General features: G+C 52.2%; 16 protein-coding genes. 8 read left to right on the forward strand and 8 right to left on the reverse strand.

Annotated elements, in window-relative coordinates; all coding sequences use genetic code 11:
- The first annotated feature begins 80 nt into the window (after positions 1-80).
- Complete coding sequence (locus IQ22_RS13085) at positions 81-365, forward strand: GNAT family N-acetyltransferase (protein ID WP_145142509.1); 285 nt, start codon at positions 81-83, stop codon at positions 363-365.
- A 57-nt stretch (positions 366-422) separates the two neighbouring features.
- On the opposite strand, the gene IQ22_RS13090 is transcribed toward IQ22_RS13085, so the two are convergent.
- Positions 423-1,499, reverse strand: a complete 1,077-nt coding sequence (locus tag IQ22_RS13090) for a 3-deoxy-7-phosphoheptulonate synthase (protein WP_145142512.1) — start codon at positions 1,497-1,499, stop codon at positions 423-425.
- A 156-nt stretch (positions 1,500-1,655) separates the two neighbouring features.
- Here IQ22_RS13090 and IQ22_RS13095 point away from each other — a divergent pair, with 156 nt between their 5' ends.
- From IQ22_RS13095 to IQ22_RS13110, 4 genes are all read left to right on the forward strand, one after another.
- Complete coding sequence (locus tag IQ22_RS13095; protein WP_145142515.1) at positions 1,656-1,982, forward strand: thioredoxin family protein; 327 nt, start codon at positions 1,656-1,658, stop codon at positions 1,980-1,982.
- Positions 1,983-2,149: 167 nt separating this feature from the next.
- Entirely contained in the window at positions 2,150-2,644 is a 495-nt protein-coding gene (locus tag IQ22_RS13100; RefSeq protein ID WP_145142518.1) for a universal stress protein, read from the forward strand.
- 85 nt (positions 2,645-2,729) lie between these two features.
- Positions 2,730-3,704, forward strand: a complete 975-nt coding sequence (gene cysB / locus IQ22_RS13105; RefSeq protein ID WP_145142521.1) for an HTH-type transcriptional regulator CysB — start codon at positions 2,730-2,732, stop codon at positions 3,702-3,704.
- A gap of 115 nt (positions 3,705-3,819) precedes the next feature.
- Positions 3,820-4,974 carry an aldose epimerase family protein gene (locus tag IQ22_RS13110; protein ID WP_145142523.1) on the forward strand — a complete coding sequence of 385 codons (1,155 nt, stop codon included), beginning with the start codon at positions 3,820-3,822 and terminating at the stop codon, positions 4,972-4,974.
- A 118-nt stretch (positions 4,975-5,092) separates the two neighbouring features.
- Here IQ22_RS13110 and IQ22_RS13115 read toward each other — a convergent pair whose 3' ends face one another.
- Positions 5,093-6,028: a LysR family transcriptional regulator gene (locus IQ22_RS13115; protein ID WP_145142526.1), complete on the reverse strand. Its 936-nt coding sequence runs from the start codon at positions 6,026-6,028 to the stop codon at positions 5,093-5,095.
- 108 nt (positions 6,029-6,136) lie between these two features.
- Here IQ22_RS13115 and araD1 point away from each other — a divergent pair, with 108 nt between their 5' ends.
- Together araD1 and IQ22_RS13125 are read left to right on the forward strand one after the other, a co-directional pair.
- Complete coding sequence (gene araD1, locus IQ22_RS13120) at positions 6,137-7,132, forward strand: AraD1 family protein (RefSeq protein WP_145142529.1); 996 nt, start codon at positions 6,137-6,139, stop codon at positions 7,130-7,132.
- A gap of 219 nt (positions 7,133-7,351) precedes the next feature.
- Positions 7,352-8,935 carry an aldehyde dehydrogenase (NADP(+)) gene (locus IQ22_RS13125; RefSeq protein ID WP_145142531.1) on the forward strand — a complete coding sequence of 528 codons (1,584 nt, stop codon included), beginning with the start codon at positions 7,352-7,354 and terminating at the stop codon, positions 8,933-8,935.
- A 48-nt stretch (positions 8,936-8,983) separates the two neighbouring features.
- On the opposite strand, the gene IQ22_RS13130 is transcribed toward IQ22_RS13125, so the two are convergent.
- On the reverse strand, positions 8,984-9,697 hold the full coding sequence (locus tag IQ22_RS13130) for a FadR/GntR family transcriptional regulator (RefSeq protein WP_145142534.1): 714 nt from the start codon (positions 9,695-9,697) through the stop codon (positions 8,984-8,986).
- 86 nt (positions 9,698-9,783) lie between these two features.
- Positions 9,784-11,523 carry an IlvD/Edd family dehydratase gene (locus IQ22_RS13135; protein WP_145142537.1) on the reverse strand — a complete coding sequence of 580 codons (1,740 nt, stop codon included), beginning with the start codon at positions 11,521-11,523 and terminating at the stop codon, positions 9,784-9,786.
- 165 nt (positions 11,524-11,688) lie between these two features.
- On the opposite strand from IQ22_RS13135, the gene IQ22_RS13140 reads away from it, so the two are divergent.
- Complete coding sequence (locus IQ22_RS13140; protein WP_145142548.1) at positions 11,689-12,984, forward strand: MFS transporter; 1,296 nt, start codon at positions 11,689-11,691, stop codon at positions 12,982-12,984.
- A 64-nt stretch (positions 12,985-13,048) separates the two neighbouring features.
- Here the strand turns inward: IQ22_RS13140 and IQ22_RS13145 are convergent, their stop codons facing one another.
- The 4 genes from IQ22_RS13145 to rloB form a co-directional block, all read right to left on the reverse strand.
- Complete coding sequence (locus tag IQ22_RS13145) at positions 13,049-13,669, reverse strand: phosphoadenosine phosphosulfate reductase domain-containing protein (RefSeq protein WP_145142551.1); 621 nt, start codon at positions 13,667-13,669, stop codon at positions 13,049-13,051.
- A 77-nt stretch (positions 13,670-13,746) separates the two neighbouring features.
- Positions 13,747-15,090: an aminodeoxychorismate synthase component I gene (gene pabB, locus IQ22_RS13150; RefSeq protein ID WP_145142554.1), complete on the reverse strand. Its 1,344-nt coding sequence runs from the start codon at positions 15,088-15,090 to the stop codon at positions 13,747-13,749.
- Positions 15,091-15,133: 43 nt separating this feature from the next.
- Positions 15,134-16,123, reverse strand: a complete 990-nt coding sequence (locus IQ22_RS13155; protein WP_145142557.1) for an alpha-L-glutamate ligase-like protein — start codon at positions 16,121-16,123, stop codon at positions 15,134-15,136.
- 1 nt (position 16,124) lies between these two features.
- On the reverse strand, positions 16,125-17,660 hold the full coding sequence (rloB, locus tag IQ22_RS13160; protein WP_145142559.1) for an osmotic stress tolerance membrane protein RloB: 1,536 nt from the start codon (positions 17,658-17,660) through the stop codon (positions 16,125-16,127).
- Positions 17,661-17,671 lie beyond the last annotated feature (11 nt).

A 17,671-nucleotide genomic window follows, 5' to 3' on the forward strand; every position in this document is an offset into this window, starting at 1 on the left:
GAAGGGTAGGTTTTGTAGCAATGTCGCTTCATTAATAAGACAGATAAGGCGGGTTATGGGTATTCCGCTAAGGAGCCGATATGAACGAGTCGTTTTCCATTGATCACGATCTCTCTTCCCATCAGTTTGTGATTCAGGTCAACGGGCAGCGTGCCTATCTGGCTTATATGGATCTGGGCAAGCAGACCATGGATTTTTACCGGACGTTCGTGCCGGATACACTACGAGGCCGTGGGATCGCAGCGGCCTTGGCAGAGCATGCCCTCGTGTATGCAGAGTCGCGCGGCTATAGCGTTATTCCGTCCTGCTCTTATGTCGAGTGGTATATGGAGCGGCGCCAGAATTCGGCTAATTCCTCACGCTGAGGCGACATACCTAATAAAAAGCCGGGCATTTAGCCCGGCTCGTATATTTCCGCTTTATTAGTCGCGTTTGCGTTGGGGCAGTACAGCCTGGAGTTTAGCGTGCATGTTCAAAATGCTTTCTTCAGTCATGTTCCAGTCGATACAGGCATCTGTGACAGATACGCCATACTGCAGCTGGGAAACATCTGTCGGGATAGGTTGATTACCGAATCCCAAGTGACTTTCCACCATCAGGCCGATAATAGACCGATTGCCTTCCAGGATTTGGTTCGCCACATTATCCATAACGAGCGGTTGCAAGGCAGCATCCTTGTTTGAGTTGGCATGGCTGCAATCCACCATAATGTTAGGCTTTACTTTAGCCTTGAGGAGTTCGCGCTCGCATACTGCCACGCTAACTGAATCGTAGTTCGGCTTGCCGTTGCCACCGCGCAGCACTACATGGCCATAAGGATTGCCTTTGGTCGCTACGATGGAAACCTGCCCCTGCTGGTTAATACCCAGGAAGCGATGAGGGTTGGATACCGACTGCAGTGCATTGATTGCTACTGTGAGGCTGCCATCAGTACCGTTTTTGAAGCCGACTGCCGAAGAGAGGCCTGAGGCCATTTCACGGTGAGTTTGGGACTCGGTGGTACGAGCACCAATGGCCGACCAACTGATCAAGTCTTGCAAGTACTGAGGTGAGATAGGATCCAAGGCTTCTGTAGCGGTGGGTAATCCTTTCTCTGCCAAATCGAGCAGCAATTGTCGACCAATATGCAGGCCATCCTGGATCTTGAATGAGTCGTCCAAGTACGGATCGTTAATCAATCCCTTCCAGCCTACCGTAGTACGAGGCTTTTCAAAGTAGACGCGCATGACCAGATAGAGAGTATCGGATACCTGTTCAGCCAGAACTTTGAGGCGATTGGCATATTCATGGGCAGCTTTCACGTCATGAATAGAGCAAGGTCCAATCACCACAAAAATACGATGGTCTTTACCATCCAGGATGTCGCGGATGACCTGGCGGCCTTCCACGATCGTCTGGAGAGCCTTCTCCGTCAGAGGGATTTCTTTTTTCAGCTGCTCGGGCGTGATCAGCGGGTCATTTGAGATGACATTCAAGTCATTGATGGGTAAATCGGGCATGGTGTTCTCGTAGGCCACGATGCTCACACGGCAAGACGTGCAGACGCTACGCGGTAGATGATGGAAAACAATAACCTTAACGTGTTCGGCACAGGCGGACAACGGTTATGCATGAGCGGATGAATAAGTGAACGTTTAATAGCGATGGAGTGATCTGTGGAGCTTAATGATCTTGACGCCGATCAGGCGTTGTTGAGTCTGTCTGGAGCAACGTTGCTCCTGTTCACGGCAGAAGGGTGCGCCAGTTGTCGCTGGGCGCGTCAGCGTCTGCCTGCAATGATGTTGCCAGTTGATCGCATCGCCTGGGTTGATGCAGGACGTAATGGGGGATTAGTACAACGTTATGGTGTTTATCACTTGCCCGCTCTTTTCGTTATACGAGAAGGGCTGTTTTACGGTGCTTTAAATGTTGCTTTGACTCAGCAGGCCTTGTCGGACGCTATTGTTCGCTGCTTGGGGAAAGTGCCTGAGGAGTTGCCTTGAGCGCGCTGGGTTAGTTCAGCAGCAAGACAGGGTTCTCAAAACTGTTCATCCTGTGTTTGGCCTCGGTACGAATCCGCAAGAGGCTGCTACGCTTTTTTTGATATCGATAAATCTAAAGTGTTGTCTGGCGGAAAGTGGCCGGCCACGTCAGCTGTCGAGGAGGCCGTTTGATACAGTCGATTTTGTGCGCAACTGATCTGGGTATTTATTCGTCTTCAGTTCTCCAGCATGCGTTATGTCTTGCCCGTGCCCATCAGGCCAAGCTTTATGTTGTCCATGCAGTAGAGCCTCTAGGGCTGTTTGCAGATTCTGTTCTGCAAACCTATGTTGATACGCCTACGTTAAAAGAACTACGTGAGCAGGGGTTCACGACTGTTCTACAAAGTATCGAGCGAAAGGTAATGGAGTGTTTACGGGATGAAATGGGAGATGCACATCAGGACTTCGATCGGATTCGACTTGTTCGGGTAATCAAAGGTGACCCTGTCCAAGTCATTCTTGAACAATCCCATGATCTTGCTGTGGATTTACTGGTGATAGGTAGTCATAGTCATGCTAGTTCATGGGGTACACCGTTAGGACGGACTGCGGGGAAAATTCTGCAGGCTGCAGAGGTTCCTGTATATCTTGTGCCTATGTTGCAGCATAGAGGTCATGGCTGATAAGTTAGTAAAGTAATAAAAGCTTGGCTATATATCATACTTAAGTTATAAGAAAAGCAGCTGCTAGCGATACGAAGGAGCCATCATGAAGCTTCAGCAATTGCGTTACATCTGGGAGGTAGCGCATCATGATCTGAATGTTTCCGCTACGGCCCAGAGCCTCTATACCTCACAGCCAGGCATCAGCAAACAAATTCGCCTGCTTGAGGATGAGTTAGGTGTTGAGGTGTTTGCACGTAGCGGCAAACATCTGACGCGCATAACCCCTGCAGGGGAGCGTATCATCCAAACGGCAGGCGAAATCCTGCGCAAATGTGAAAGTATCAAGCAGATTGCCCAAGAGTTTTCTAACGAACGAAAGGGCACGCTCTCTATCTCCACAACGCATACTCAAGCGCGTTACGCCTTGCCAGACGTTATCCGGGATTTCATGAAGCAATATCCGGATGTTGCACTGCATATGCAACAAGGCACGCCGATGCAGATTGCCGAGATGGCAGCTGACGGTACGGTAGATTTCGCTATCGCGACCGAGGGATTAGAACACTTTGGCGACTTGATCATGCTGCCGTGTTATCGATGGAACCGCTGTGTGATCGTGCCGCATGAGCATGCCCTGGCCAAGTTGCCTAAATTGACGCTAGAGGCACTGGCTGAGCATCCCATCGTTACTTATGTATTCGGGTTTACGGGACGTTCTAAGTTAGACGAGGCGTTCAGCAAGAAAGGTTTGGAGCCTAAAGTAGTTTTTACGGCTGCTGATGCTGATGTAATAAAGACTTACGTACGGCTGGGATTGGGCGTAGGTATTGTAGCGGACATGGCGGTTGATCATAAGCTGGACAGTGATCTAGTGGCACTTGATGCTAGTGAATTGTTCGAAGCCAGTATCACCAAAATCGGTCTACGTCGCGGGACCTTCCTGCGGGGTTACATGTGTGATTTCATCACACGTTTCGCGCCGCATTTGACACGTGATGTAATCATGCAGGCAATGCAGTGTCACAGTCGCCAGGAGGTGGATGAGTTGTTTACGGACGTGACACTGCCTACCTATTGATCGCTATCAATCATCATACTAAACCCGTATTGTTGGACTATCGTGTTCAAGGGGTGAATGAGGATTCAAGACTCGTCCGCATCCCAGACAAGAACAACAACACGAGGTGTCCTTGATGAAGGCTTCCCATACGCTCGTATCGCTCCTTGGAATAGGGTTTGTCCTTATGTCTGGTTCTGCGTTCGCTGCGGTTCATGTAGATCGTTCCGCTTTCGGCGTGTTGCCTGATGGCCGGCCGGTCGAGAAATACACGCTTCACAACAGCAATGGCATGCGTGTCGGCATCATTACTTATGGCGGTATCGTTCAATCCATTGAGGTGCCAGATGCAAGAGGAGTGGTGGATGATGTTGTATTAGGATTCGATGATATCCAGGAATATCTTGATAATGGCAATGTCTATTTCGGGGCAATCATTGGCCGGTTTGGTAATCGAATAAAGCAGGGGCGTTTCGAGCTGGAGGGAAAAGCCTATCAGGTACCGGTCAATAATGGGCCGAACTCATTGCATGGCGGGCCAGAGGGATTCAATACCAAGCTCTGGCAGGCCAAGCCTATCGAGGGTAAGGACTGGAAAGGCGTGTCGCTTAATTACGTTTCCGTTGATGGCGAGATGGGCTTTCCTGGCACGCTGACCACTACGGTCCGTTATACGCTTAACGAGCAGAATGAGTTACAGATCGAGTACACCGCCCATACTGACAAGCCTACCGTTGTTAATCTGACCAATCACAGTTATTTCAATCTGGCAGGAGCGGGTAACGGTACTATTAAGGATCAGAAGATCACGATTCATGCTTCGCATGTAACGCCTGTCGATGCGGAGCTTATTCCGACCGGAACGCTAGCCCCAGTAGCCGACACGCCTATGGACTTTCTTCATCCTACCGCTATTGGAAAGTATTTAGGGAGCAAAAGCGAACAACTTATGTTTGCAGAGCCTAAGGCTGGCGGTTTCGATTTCAACTGGGTATTTGACAGGTCGGGTCAACTGGACGCTGTTGCGGTGACAGCATTTGACCCTGCGTCTGGGCGTCGTTTGGAGATGTACACCACTGAGCCTGGCGTACAGTTTTATACAGGAAATTTCCTTGATGGGAGCATCAAGGGCAAGCAAGGAAAGGTATATCCGCATTGGGGAGCCTTCACGCTTGAGGCACAGCATTTTCCAGATGCGCCTAATCAGCCTTCATTTCCCTCTACGCGCCTTAATCCAGGGGAAACCTACAAGCAGACTACCATCTACAAGTTTTCGACTTTAAAGGGATAAGGGCAGTCACAAGGCTTTATGCTGTACTGCTGCTACAGATTATTGCCCTGCCGTAAGGCATAGCAACATTTGATCTGGCATGTTTATCGGCGGGTTTCCAGAGTTCAGAACACCAGTGCTAGCCTTCTACAAGGCGCATCACCTGACGTACTTCTTCAACTAGCATCCGCGCCGGCGCAGTGAGTTCGGCGTTTTGCCTGGCCACTAGACTATAAGGTTCGGTACGGCGTAGAGGGATAGGGAGTGAGCGAACCATCCCAAACTGTTCGCTGAACTGTGCGACCTCCTTGGGCATGACTGCCAGCAGGAGCGGATCTTCCTGAAGCAGACTCAATGTCATAAAAGTTGAGGCTGTTTCGATTGGGTAGGGCGGAAACTCTAAATCTGCCTCGCGAAAAGCCTGCTCAAGTGTAATACGCATAGGCATGTGGCTGGGATAGACCACCCAACGATACCCGGTTAGTTCCGCTAGGCTATGGGCAGATATTCGAGTCAGTGGATGATCGGGATGAACAACTACAGACAGGCTTTCCGATTGTTCCGCTAGTCGAACATAGGTGCCGGGTTGACTACTAACACTGGGGCGGCAAATAGCTACATCGAGACGGCCTTGATCGAGCAGGGCGAGTAACCGTGCGCTGGTGTCTTCCACAATATGAATGGATAACTCCGGTTGCGTCTGGCGCAGTTGGGTTACTGCACGCATCAGCAAGGGAACTGCACCCATGATCACCCCGATGGAAAGACGCCCACCTTGGCCTTTAAGAATACCCAGCATGTCCTCTCGCAAATGAGCCAGGTCCGAAAGAATCAAACGTGCGTAGCGAATGACGCATCGCCCTAGGTCGTTTGGCTGCAACCCTTGGCTTGATCTAACGAATAATGTGGCACCTAACGTCGTCTCGATCTCATGAAGGGACTTAGTTGCGCCGGGCTGAGTAATGGCCATGAGCTCAGCTGCTTTATGCAACGAGCCGTGTTCGTCAAGGGCAATCAATAAACGCAATTGTCTGAGGCGCAAACGTGAAGCGATGGAGTTCAAAGAAGGCAGCATGGGAATAACTTTTTGTTATCGCTCAATTAGCAGCTCTCATTAGGCAGCGTTGGCAGCAGATCGTAAAGTGCCGTCTACGATTCGACGACAATGATAAGAGAGTCACCCATGAGACTGATTCAGTTCGAAACCCCTGAAGGCCGTCGTCACGTAGGGCTTATTGAAGGCGATAGCGTTCAAGTCGTCCGGAATGTACGAACTACTCGTGATCTGGCGTTAAACGCTATTCGGCATGGCCGTGGTTTGGCTGATGAAGTAGCCGTGCAAGGTTTGGACGTCGGACCACGCTATGGCGAGGTGAGAGAGGCCCAACGGCTATTGCCTCCTCTTGACCATGAAGATCCTGCTCATTGTTTGGTGACCGGGACGGGATTGACCCATTTGGGAAGCGCGTCGACCCGCGACAAGATGCATCAACAGCCCGTTCAGGCCGAAGCCAAGCTCACGGACAGTATGCGTATGTTCAACTGGGGGCTTGAGGGTGGTCGTCCGCCGGCTGGACAGGCTGGTGCCCAGCCCGAATGGTTTTACAAGGGGGACGGCAGTATCGTGGTGCGTCCTGGTGCAGATTTCCAACTCCCACCGTTTGCTGAAGATGCGGGCGAAGAGCCTGAGCTGACCGGTCTTTATGTTATTGGCGATGATGGGCAGCCATATCGAGTTGGATTCGCCTTGGGTAACGAGTTTTCCGATCATGTTATGGAGCGCAAAAACTATCTCTATCTGGCCCATTCAAAGCTGCGCTATTGCGCGTATGGGCCTGAGCTGCGGGTAGGAGCGCTACCCCGTGCTTTGACCGGGCAGAGCCGTATCGTCCGTAACGGTGAAGTGTTGTGGGAAAAGGAGTTCCTTTCTGGCGAGGACAATATGTGTCATAGCCTGGAAAACCTGGAGTATCACCACTTCAAGTACAACCAGTTTCTTCGTCCGGGCGATGTTCACGTGCATTTTTTTGGAACAGCTACGCTGTCTTTTGCGGATGGAGTCAAGGCTCAGCCGGGCGATCGCTTTGAGATCAGCATGCCGGAATTTGGCGAGCCGTTAATCAATGGCATCGTTCCGAGTGAAATGGCTTTTACAGTCGGTGGGGTAAAAGGGCTGTAATAATGGCTTGTCACTAATGGCCAAATATCCATGACATGAAACATGTTCTTTAGCAGCGGCTTCATTAATCACTGGGCGACACAAACCTATAGTTGTATGATGACTTAAGTGGCGCTAGTCTGAAAGGTAGGCGGCGGACAGTACGATTATTTTCATTCTGGCTGCAGGGGATATTCCCTATGCAGCGTCCTGAAACCCTTTATGGTCAAGGAGTAAAGCATGCAGATTACCGGACAGAATTATATTGGCGGTGCACGTAGTGCCAAAGGCGAAACGATTGTATACAGCGTTGACGCCACGACAGGTGAGAGGTTGTCCTATGACTTCTATCAGGCTACTCCTGAAGAAGTAGATGCGGCTGCTCGCGCTGCTCAGGAAGCCTATCCGATCTATCGCAGCCTGAGTGCCGAGAAGCGTGCCGCCTTTTTAGAGGCTATCGCAGATGAACTGGATGCTCTGGGTGATGATTTCGTTCAGTTAGTCTGCCAGGAAACTGCCCTACCGGCAGGTCGTATCCAGGGCGAGCGCGCACGTACCAGTGGGCAAATGCGCCTGTTTGCTACCGTCCTGCGTCGTGGTGATTTTTATGGTGCGCGCATCGATCGGGCCCTGCCTGATCGTAAGCCGCTGCCACGTCCTGACTTACGCCAGTGCCGTATGGGCTTAGGGCCGGTCGCTGTCTTTGGAGCCAGCAACTTTCCGCTAGCCTTCTCTACGGCAGGTGGTGATACCGCGTCGGCGCTAGCGGCGGGATGCCCGGTCGTGTTCAAGGCTCACAGCGGTCATATGGCCACGGCGGAATACGTCGCCAATGCTGTCGTTCGGGCTGCCGAACGTACTGGCATGCCGGCTGGCGTATTCAATATGATTTACGGTGGCGGCGTTGGCGAGTTGCTCGTTAAGCATCCCGCTATCCAGGCTGTAGGTTTTACCGGTTCGTTGCGTGGTGGCCGTGCGCTCTGTGATATGGCAGCCGCTCGTCCGCAACCGATCCCGGTCTTTGCCGAGATGTCCAGCATTAATCCTGTCGTGCTGTTGCCAGAAGCGCTTAAGCAGCGTGGCGATACGGTTGCTAATGAGCTAGCAGCATCGGTTGTATTGGGGTGTGGTCAGTTCTGTACTAATCCAGGCATGGTCATTGGGATTCGCTCGCCAGAGTTCTCCGCATTCCTTGAACGGTTTGCCGCTACCCTGAATGACCAGCCTGCACAGACGATGCTCAATGCTGGCACGCTGAAGAGCTATACCAAAGGACTTGAGCATTTGAACGCTCATCCTGGCATTACTCATTTGGCCGGCTCCGCTCAACAGGGAAATCAGGCTCAGCCGCAATTGTTCAAAGCGGATGTCAGTCTGCTACTGAGTGGCGATGAGCTATTGCAGGAAGAGGTCTTTGGCCCAACTACCGTTGTGGTCGAAGTAGCTGACCGCGCCGAGTTGTTGCAGGCTCTGCATGGGTTACGTGGTCAGTTGACTGCTACGCTGATTGCCGAGACATCTGATTTAGAGACGTATGGCGCCGAGCTAACAGCGGTGCTTGAGCAGAAAGCAGGCCGCCTGCTGATCAATGGTTATCCTACAGGTGTAGAAGTCTGTGACTCTATGGTGCATGGCGGGCCTTACCCGGCTACATCTGATGCACGTGGTACTTCTGTGGGTACACTGGCGATTGATCGCTTCTTACGTCCCGTCTGCTATCAGAACTACCCCGATGCTTTGCTACCGGACCCATTGAAGAACGCTAATCCGCTAGGAGTTGCGCGTCTCGTCAACGGTACGACGACCAAGGATGCCTTGAGCTGATCGACTCAAATAAAAAACCCCGGTTTACCGGGGTTTTTTATGTCTGCATCATTCACTTTCGAGCACTAGGGAGAGTGCCTTCCGCGCGTCTTCCAACTGTACGAGCGTAGCGTGCTTGGCGCCTAAGGCATCGCGATGCTGAATGGCGGTCAAGATGGCCTTGTGACGGGGTAGGGCTAACTCATGCAAATTAGGGCGGCGATTGGACTGGCGTAAAGACTCACGCAGCGCTAAGGAAAGCATGTTGCATAGATTGGCCAGTAAGTCATTATGGGTCGCATCGGCGATTCGGCTGTGGAAATCGAGGTCTGGTTGAAGCAGATTCTCCGGGGTTTCCGCCATTTCCATCCGATAGTAGGCATCTTCAATGGCTGCTATATCTTCAGCTGTGGCGTTTGTGGCAGCCAAGGCTGCAACAGCGGGCTCGATGATGCAGCGTACGCTGGACAATACGTCAAAAAACTCGTTCTGAGGTGTCGTTTCCATCAGCCAGTGCAGTACATCTGGGTCAAGCATGTGCCATTCCCGGCGAGGTCTTACGACCGTACCTACTTTAGGCTTCGAGTACACCAGTCCCTTGGCCACTAGGACACGAGTGGCTTCTCGTAAGACCGGACGGCTGACCGCGTAGTCTTCACACAACGAAGTCTCTGCCGGAAGTTTGGAATCGACTGGAAAGTGGCCGGAGACAATCTGTCTACCTAGCTCCTGAACGATTCGAGCATGCATACTTTTGCGAAGGGAGGGCTTTCGATATTCCATGAGGCGCGGCGTTGCGATCCTGTTTCGGTGTCGCGCATCATAGCATTCACCTCCTGCCGGTGCGGCAGAAGGTGTTATAAGTGCTGTCAATGGGAGTGCCGAGGCACTTCGGAGCCACGGCACCCGACTAGAAAGTCAAAATCGCACCCTTCATCGGCCTGCAACACATGATCCACATAGAGCTTGCGATAACCGCCTCCGATCATCTGAGCATTCGGATCCTGCCAGTCGGCTAGCCGGGCCTGTAATTCTTCATCAGATATATCCAGGTGCAGACGGCCACTGACACAGTCGAGTTCGATCATGTCTCCGTTGCGCACTACAGCCAGCGGCCCCCCTGCCGAGGCCTCGGGCGCAACGTGCAAAACCACGGTCCCATAGGCTGTACCACTCATGCGTGCGTCGGAGATACGAACCATATCGGTAATCCCTTTGGCGAGGAGTTTGGGCGGGAGGCCCATATTGCCTACCTCGGCCATGCCTGGATAACCTTTTGGGCCACAATTCTTTAGGACCATTACGCACGTCTCGTCGATATCCAAGTCCGGATCGATAATCCGCGCTTTGTAATCTTCAAGATTTTCGAAAACCACAGCGCGGCCACGATGTTGCATAAGTGATGGGGTTGCGGCTGACGGTTTGAGAACAGCGCCTTTGGGAGCCAGGTTACCGCGAAGTACACAAATTCCGCCGTCTTCACGAAGGGGATTATCCAAGGAGCGAATAACCTCATCCTGACCGTAAATGGGCGCTCCCGCGCAATTTTCCCACAGTGTTTTGCCGTTAGCAGTCAGCGCCTCAGGATGGGGAAGGAGATTAGCTTCGCCTATACGTCGTATCACTGCAGGCAATCCACCGGAGTAGTAAAACTCTTCCATCAAAAACCGGCCAGAGGGCTGCAAGTCAACAATTGTGGGTGTGCCACGCCCGACCCGGGTCCAATCATCCAGCTGTAGATCAACACCGATCCGGCCAGCGATGGCCTTCAAGTGAATAACGGCGTTCGTCGAACCGCCTATGGCGGCATTAACCCGGATAGCATTTTCGAAGGCTTCTTTAGTAAGGATCTTAGACAGGCGAAGATCTTCATGAACCATCTCGACGATACGCATGCCGGATAGATGAGCCAGTACATAACGGCGTGAATCCACTGCCGGTATAGCCGCATTGTGCGGCAATGACGTACCTAAGGCTTCAGCCATACAGGCCATGGTTGAGGCTGTTCCCATAGTATTGCAAGTACCAGCCGAGCGTGACATCCCGGCCTCGGCTGAGAGGAACTCGTTCAGATCGATCAGTCCGCCTTTGTAGGCTTCGTGCATTTGCCAGACGATGGTTCCGGCTCCGATATCGCGACCATGATGCTTGCCGTTGAGCATCGGTCCACCGGTCACCACAATTGCCGGGACATCGCAGCTGGCAGCGCCCATGAGTAGGGCTGGGGTGGTTTTGTCGCATCCTGTCAGCAAAACCACAGCATCAACCGGATTACCCCGAATGGCTTCTTCAACATCCATGCTGGCGAGGTTGCGCGTCAGCATGGCGGTAGGTCGCAAGTTAGATTCGCCATTGGAAAATACAGGAAACTCGACGGGGAAACCGCCTGCTTCATAGACGCCGCGCTTCACATGTTCCGCAATCTTGCGGAAATGAGCATTGCACGGTGTAAGTTCGGACCAGGTATTACAAATTCCAATAATGGGTTTGCCTTGGAATTCATGATCCGGAATACCTTGATTTTTCATCCAGCTGCGGTACATGAAGCCATTTTTGTCGGCATTGCCAAACCATTGGGCCGAGCGTAGAGCTGTTTTTTTATTAGTCATGTTTTTCTCTTATCGTAAGACTAAAGATTTTATTTTTAGCGAATCTAGACCTTTAATCGGTTTATTGGAAGCGTTGTTGATTAAAAAGTATTACTTTATAGTCTGGCAAGGAGCATCCAGAGTCCGCCTTGTTTGCTCATAACAAAAACAATTGGAGACTTGGTCATGAGTCCAGAAATGCGGCTGATCCGCCTTATCACGCTCAAACTTATTCCCTTCCTCATTCTTTTGTATCTGGTCGCCTATATCGATCGTTCTGCCGTAGGCTTTGCCAAGCTACATATGGGCGCTGATGTCGGTATCGGCGATGCAGCTTATGGGCTGGGGGCAGGGCTATTCTTTATTGGTTATTTTCTCTTCGAGGTTCCCAGTAACCTGTTTCTTCAGCGTTTTGGGGCGCGCCGCTGGTTTGCCCGTATCTTGATTACCTGGGGTCTCATAACGATGGGAATGGCCTTTATTCAAGGGCCGACCAGTTTCTATGTGATGCGATTTTTACTAGGGGTCGCCGAAGCAGGCTTCTTCCCAGGAGTGCTGTATTACATTACCCAGTGGTACCCGGTTCGGCACAGGGGCAAGATATTAGGCCTGTTCATCCTTTCCCAACCGATTGCAATGATGGTGACGGGGCCCCTCTCAGGGGCATTGCTGGGTATGGATGGCATGCTGGGTTTACATGGTTGGCAATGGCTATTTCTCATGATCGGAACGCCGGCCGTTCTGTTGGCCTGGCCGACCTTGGCTTTTTTGCCGGATGGTCCTGCCCAGGTAGCCTGGCTGTCGAAGGATGAGAAGCGCTGGCTGACCAGTGAACTCGACAAAGACGTTCAAGCGTTTGGCCAGACGAGCCATGGCAACCCCCTGCATGCATTAAAGGACAAGCGAGTTTTGCTGCTGGCGCTGTTTTATCTACCGGTCACTTTGAGTATTTATGGTCTGGGGCTGTGGCTGCCTACACTGGTGCACCAATTTGGAGGCAGTGACCTGACGACGGGGTTTGTTTCGGCGATCCCTTATATATTCGGTATTATTGGCCTTTTGATTATGCCGCGCAGCTCGGATCGCCTGAATGATCGCTATGGCCATCTGGCTGTGCTTTATGCGCTCGGAGCTGTCGGCTTTTTCTGCAGCGCCTCGCTGACTGCACCGGTTCTGCAATTAGCAGCCCTTAGTCTTGCGGCCTTCAGTCTGTTCTCCTGTACCGCCATTTTCTGGACGTTGCCTGGGCGATTCTTCTCGGGCGCTAGTGCAGCGGCAGCCATTGCGCTCATCAACTCGGTAGGGAATCTGGGTGGTTATATCGGCCCGTTTGGTATCGGCGCGTTGAAAGCCTACACAGGAACCCTGGCGTCAGGGCTCTATTTCCTGACGGCTGTGCTCTGCATAGGTCTGCTGATGACTTGGTTTGTCTATAACCGTCTCGAGCGTAAATTGACCATGAAGGCTTATTCCCAAGCCTAAATACCAGGTAAGCGAAACTAAAAAGCCACTTCTCAGGAAGTGGCTTTTGTGTCTACCGTATGACTCAGTGCTGGATATGCAGGCCGCACTCCCGGTTTTCTTCACCCTTGGTAGGGTCGAAGTAGTCAAAGTTGTTCGGCAAGTTATGGGCGGTAAGGTACTGATATAGATCCTTGGAGGTCCATTGCAGTAGAGGAGCTACCTTTATCAGACCGTCTTGGTTGAGACTAACCGGCTGCATTTGAGCTCGGACGGCCGTGTCGCTGGCACGTAATGCCGTGAACCAGACGCTAGGCGCCATCTCGCGCAATGCACGAGCGAAAGGTTCGAGTTTGACCTCTTCGGTAAAGGCTGCATGACGTGGATCGTCCAGCGCCGGGACCGGGCCGTCGAGTGCTTCACGATGAGCCCGCGAGCGTTTGGGCAGGTAAGTGATAAGGTTAAGATTCAGCGTACGCGCTACCTCGTCAGCGAACCGGTAAGTCGCCTCGGTGTTATAACCACTGTCCATCCAGACCACAGGAATATCCGGCTTGACGCGAGTCACCATGTGCAAGATTACCGCCTCGAAAGGACGGAAGTTGGTCGTACAGATAGCCGGCTTGCCTAACCCTATCGCCCAGGCAATCAGTTGCTCTGGCTGGTTAGCGAATTCGGCATTGATACGGTCCAGGTCGAATGACATGGCAGGACTCCGAGCGGTATGAGAAGAAGTCCGGCATGGTAGCAAAGCCACTCTTTGGCTGCACAGCCAGATGGTGCTTACAGCGCTTCTAATGTTTTCATCAAAACGCTGACCTTGGCGATGGATTCGGCGTATTCCTCTTGCCATGTAGAATCTTTCACAATCCCACCGCCGCCCCAACAATAGGCCCGGTTGCTCTTGATAAGAACGCTGCGAATGGCAATCGAGCTGTCCATCTCGCCGCGCACATCAATATAAAGGAGTGAGCCGCAATACAATGCGCGTCGTGTGGCTTCCAGCTCGTCAATGATCTCCATGGCCCGTATTTTGGGGGCGCCTGTAATCGATCCGCCGGGAAAACTTCCTGCAAGCAGGTTGAAAACGTCTAGCCCGTCGGCCAGTTCACCCCTCACGCTGCTGACTAGGTGATGGACATTGGGATAGCTTTCCAGCGCGAACAGCTCAGGCACGCGAACAGAGCCGGTACGGCAACTGCGCCCCAGATCATTACGCAACAGGTCCACAATCATTACATTCTCAGCGCGGTCTTTAGGGCTCGCCAAAAGCTCGGCGGCTAGTGCCGCGTCGCTCTGAGGATCAGTGCCGCGGGGGCGAGTACCCTTGATCGGGCGTGTTTCGACCTGTCGTTGTTTTAGCTGGAGGAAGCGTTCGGGGGAGTGGCTGAGCACAGCGCCTCCCTCGATACGGATATAACCGGAAAATGGTGTAGGGCAAGCGGCACGTAAGGCACGGTAAGCATGCCAGGACGACCCAGTGCAAGGGGCCTGAAAGCGTTGGGTGAAATTGATCTGGTAGCAATCTCCAGAAGAGATGTAGGCTTGTATGGATTCAATCCCTTGCCTGTACTGTTCCGCCGTGATGTCAGCGTTGAAGGGTGCTTCAAGACGAAATACACCGTGCTGTGCCGGGGCGGGCGCGGAAGAAAACAAAGCGACTAAGTGTTCTCGTTCAGAATCGGCCAACGATGGGTGAAAAACGAGCTGACTGCTCATTCGTTCGTGATCACTGATCAGGGCCCAACCATAAAGCCCTAGCCGCGCCTCGGGCAGGCCAAGATCATCTTGAGCATGGTTTGGTAGACGCTCCAGGCGACGACCAAAGTCATAGGCCAAGTAACCAATAAGGCCCCCAGCGAAAGGAAGTTCCATATCATCGGGTAGAGCTGCCTCTCCCAATGTATCCAAGGCATGTCTAAGACGGTCGAAATAGACCCGCCCGGATTCGTCAGGCTTAATCTGTACGGTAGCTAGAGGCCAGGCACTCATGAGGTCATAGCGGCCCCGTGTGGCTACAGGTCTTCCGGAGTCCAGTAAAACAGCACCTTCCGCTTCCTTAATAAGATCGAAGTAAGTTGTTGGATCAGCACGATAGGGAAGTGCGTGTACGCTACACGTCTGCATAATGATTTGTTCAGTGACTCAATAACGCGTTATACCGTGAAAACTACAGAGGCTGCACTGGCGTCTGATGACCGAACAGGCGTTGTGCAAAGGCCACACGTTCCTCTACGGAGTCTGCTCGATTTTCGGCTAGGCATTCGGCCATGCGGCCTTCGATGGCCTGGGTCCTCTGCGTTAGGCCGCTATCGTTGGCAATCTGGATGTTCAGGCCTGGCCGGGCATTAAGCTCCAGAATGAGCGGCCCCTTGTCTTTGTCCAGAACCATATCGACCCCGATATAGCCTAGGCCAGACAGCTCATAACAGGATGCAGCCAGGCGCATGAAGCCATCCCAGTCCGGTAGTTGCACGCCATCTACCGGGTGAGCGGTATCTGGATGCTTTTCTATCTTGGCATTCAGCCATGTGCCGCGTAGCGTCAACCCAGTAGCCAGATCAACGCCTACGCCGATAGCACCCTGATGGAGGTTGGCCTTGCCGCCGGATTGCCGGGTTGGCAGACGAAGCATTGCCATGACGGGATATCCCATCAGTACGATGATACGAATATCCGGTACGCCTTCATAACTGATGTTATTGAATAACTCGTCGGGAATAACGCGGTACTCGATCAGTACCCGATCTCGATGTCCGCCCAAGGAGTAAAGGCCAGAGAGGATACTGGAGATATGGTAGTCCAGGTCCGATCGCGCCACGATCTTGCCGGATACTGTTTTCAGGCGACCTTCGAAACGATCGGCAATAACCAGGATACCGTCGCCCCCTGCGCCCTGGGCAGGTTTGATAACAAAATCCCGGTGAGTGTCGATTATTGTATCGATCAGCTTGATATCGTGCTCGGTCGAAATAATGCCGTACAGCTCGGGCACATTGATACCAGCTTCAATTGCCCGCTGTTTGGTCAAAATTTTGTCGTCTACGACAGGGTAGAGGCTGCGCTTGTTGTACTTGAGCACATAATCGGCATTTCGCCGATTGATGCCCATGATGCCCATGGCAGATAAGGCTTTCCACGTCTTGATTAGACCGAACATATCAATTGTCCTTGAGCAGCGCCTTGAAGCGCACCAGTTCGGTCAGGCGATAACCCCGGTAACGTCCCATAGCCAGCATGAACGCTACAAGAATCAACAGGGTCGCCGGGAACGTGAAGATGAAATACACCAGGGCGGGAATTTTCATCAGTAAATAAGCCAGCGAGCCTGCAAACAGGGTGCCGATGGCTACCTTGAGCGCATGATTGGCCCCACGCTCTTCCCATGTAATCGATAAACGCTCAATAGTCATTGTCAGAATGACCATTGGGAAAAGGGCAACCGAAAGGCCACTTTCAAAGCCTAGGCGATGACTGAGCAGGCTAATGGCAGCAATCATCACAACTACAAAAGTCAAAACGACTGATAATCGGGGCAACATCTGTAGGCGAAGGTGCTCCAAATAGGAGCGCAGCGACAAGCCCAGGGCCGTGATGATAGTGAACAGGCCGATTCCCCATTGTAATCCGGTTTCACGGAAGGCCAACGCAATCAAGACAGGTGTGAATGTACCTAGGGTCTGCAAACCAATCAGGTTGCGTAGGATCAGGATCACTAACACACCAATAGGGATCATGATCATAGTCTGATAGGTTTGCTGTGTTTGCAACGGCAAGCCATACAGCGAGAAGTCCATGAATGCGGCTTCAATACTGGAGTTGGTCAGCTGTGCCAGGCGAATCGCGTTGAGCTGACTGCTGTCAAATGTAAAAGTCACATCAGGCTTGCGTCCGCCGTCCACGGTAATCAGAGGGGTATCACCGCTCCACCAGATCAGCCGATCGTTAGGTAATCCACGCTCGCCTGTTTCAGGGTTGAAATACAGCCATTCTTTGCCGTTATAGCTACGTAGCCACAGCTCCGGGTTTTGCTGGAGGTTGGCCGCCAGGCGTAAGGTATGGACCTTTTCCAACGGAACTCGCGCCATAGATACTAGAAGATCGACAATCTGGGCTTTCTTACCAATGCTGCTGTCATTACCTAGCAGAAGTTTGACGTTATCGTCATTTGTATTGTTGACGCGCCGGATGGTTTCGCTGATGAAGGTCTCGATGTCCGCTGAATGCTGTCGGATTGGAGCAATCAGAGATTCGGCGGCCAGGCGCTCTGGGCCGTCAGGTAATTGAATGGGATCTCGTGTAACCGGGCCCTTTTCGTCACTCGGCTTCTCATTACTAAAGCGCTTGGTCATGACTAGGCGGTAATAAAGAGTCTGTTCACCCTTTGCGCGGCGGGCCGACCAAGTCAACTGACGGTTGCCATCTACCCGATTCACGCTCACGCCATAATTGTTAGAAACAAAGCTTTCGTTCAGGCTGACATACCCCTGCGTCAGCGGCGGGACGAACATCTGCACTTTGACTGGCGTATGGGGAATGGCCGTAAAGGTCACCTTGGTGTCGATACTCCATAGATCATCGGTTTCATCCTGAGTGACAGGAATGCCCAAGCCGAGAATCTGATAGGCCGTAATCGATACCCCAAGCAGAAGCAGCATGATGATAAGGACTTTTAAGTGCAGATTAATGGAGCGCATGCGGACTTACT

The organism is Pseudomonas duriflava (assembly GCF_007830155.1).
In the GTDB taxonomy this organism is placed as follows: Bacteria; Pseudomonadota; Gammaproteobacteria; order Pseudomonadales; family Pseudomonadaceae; genus Chryseomonas; species Chryseomonas duriflava.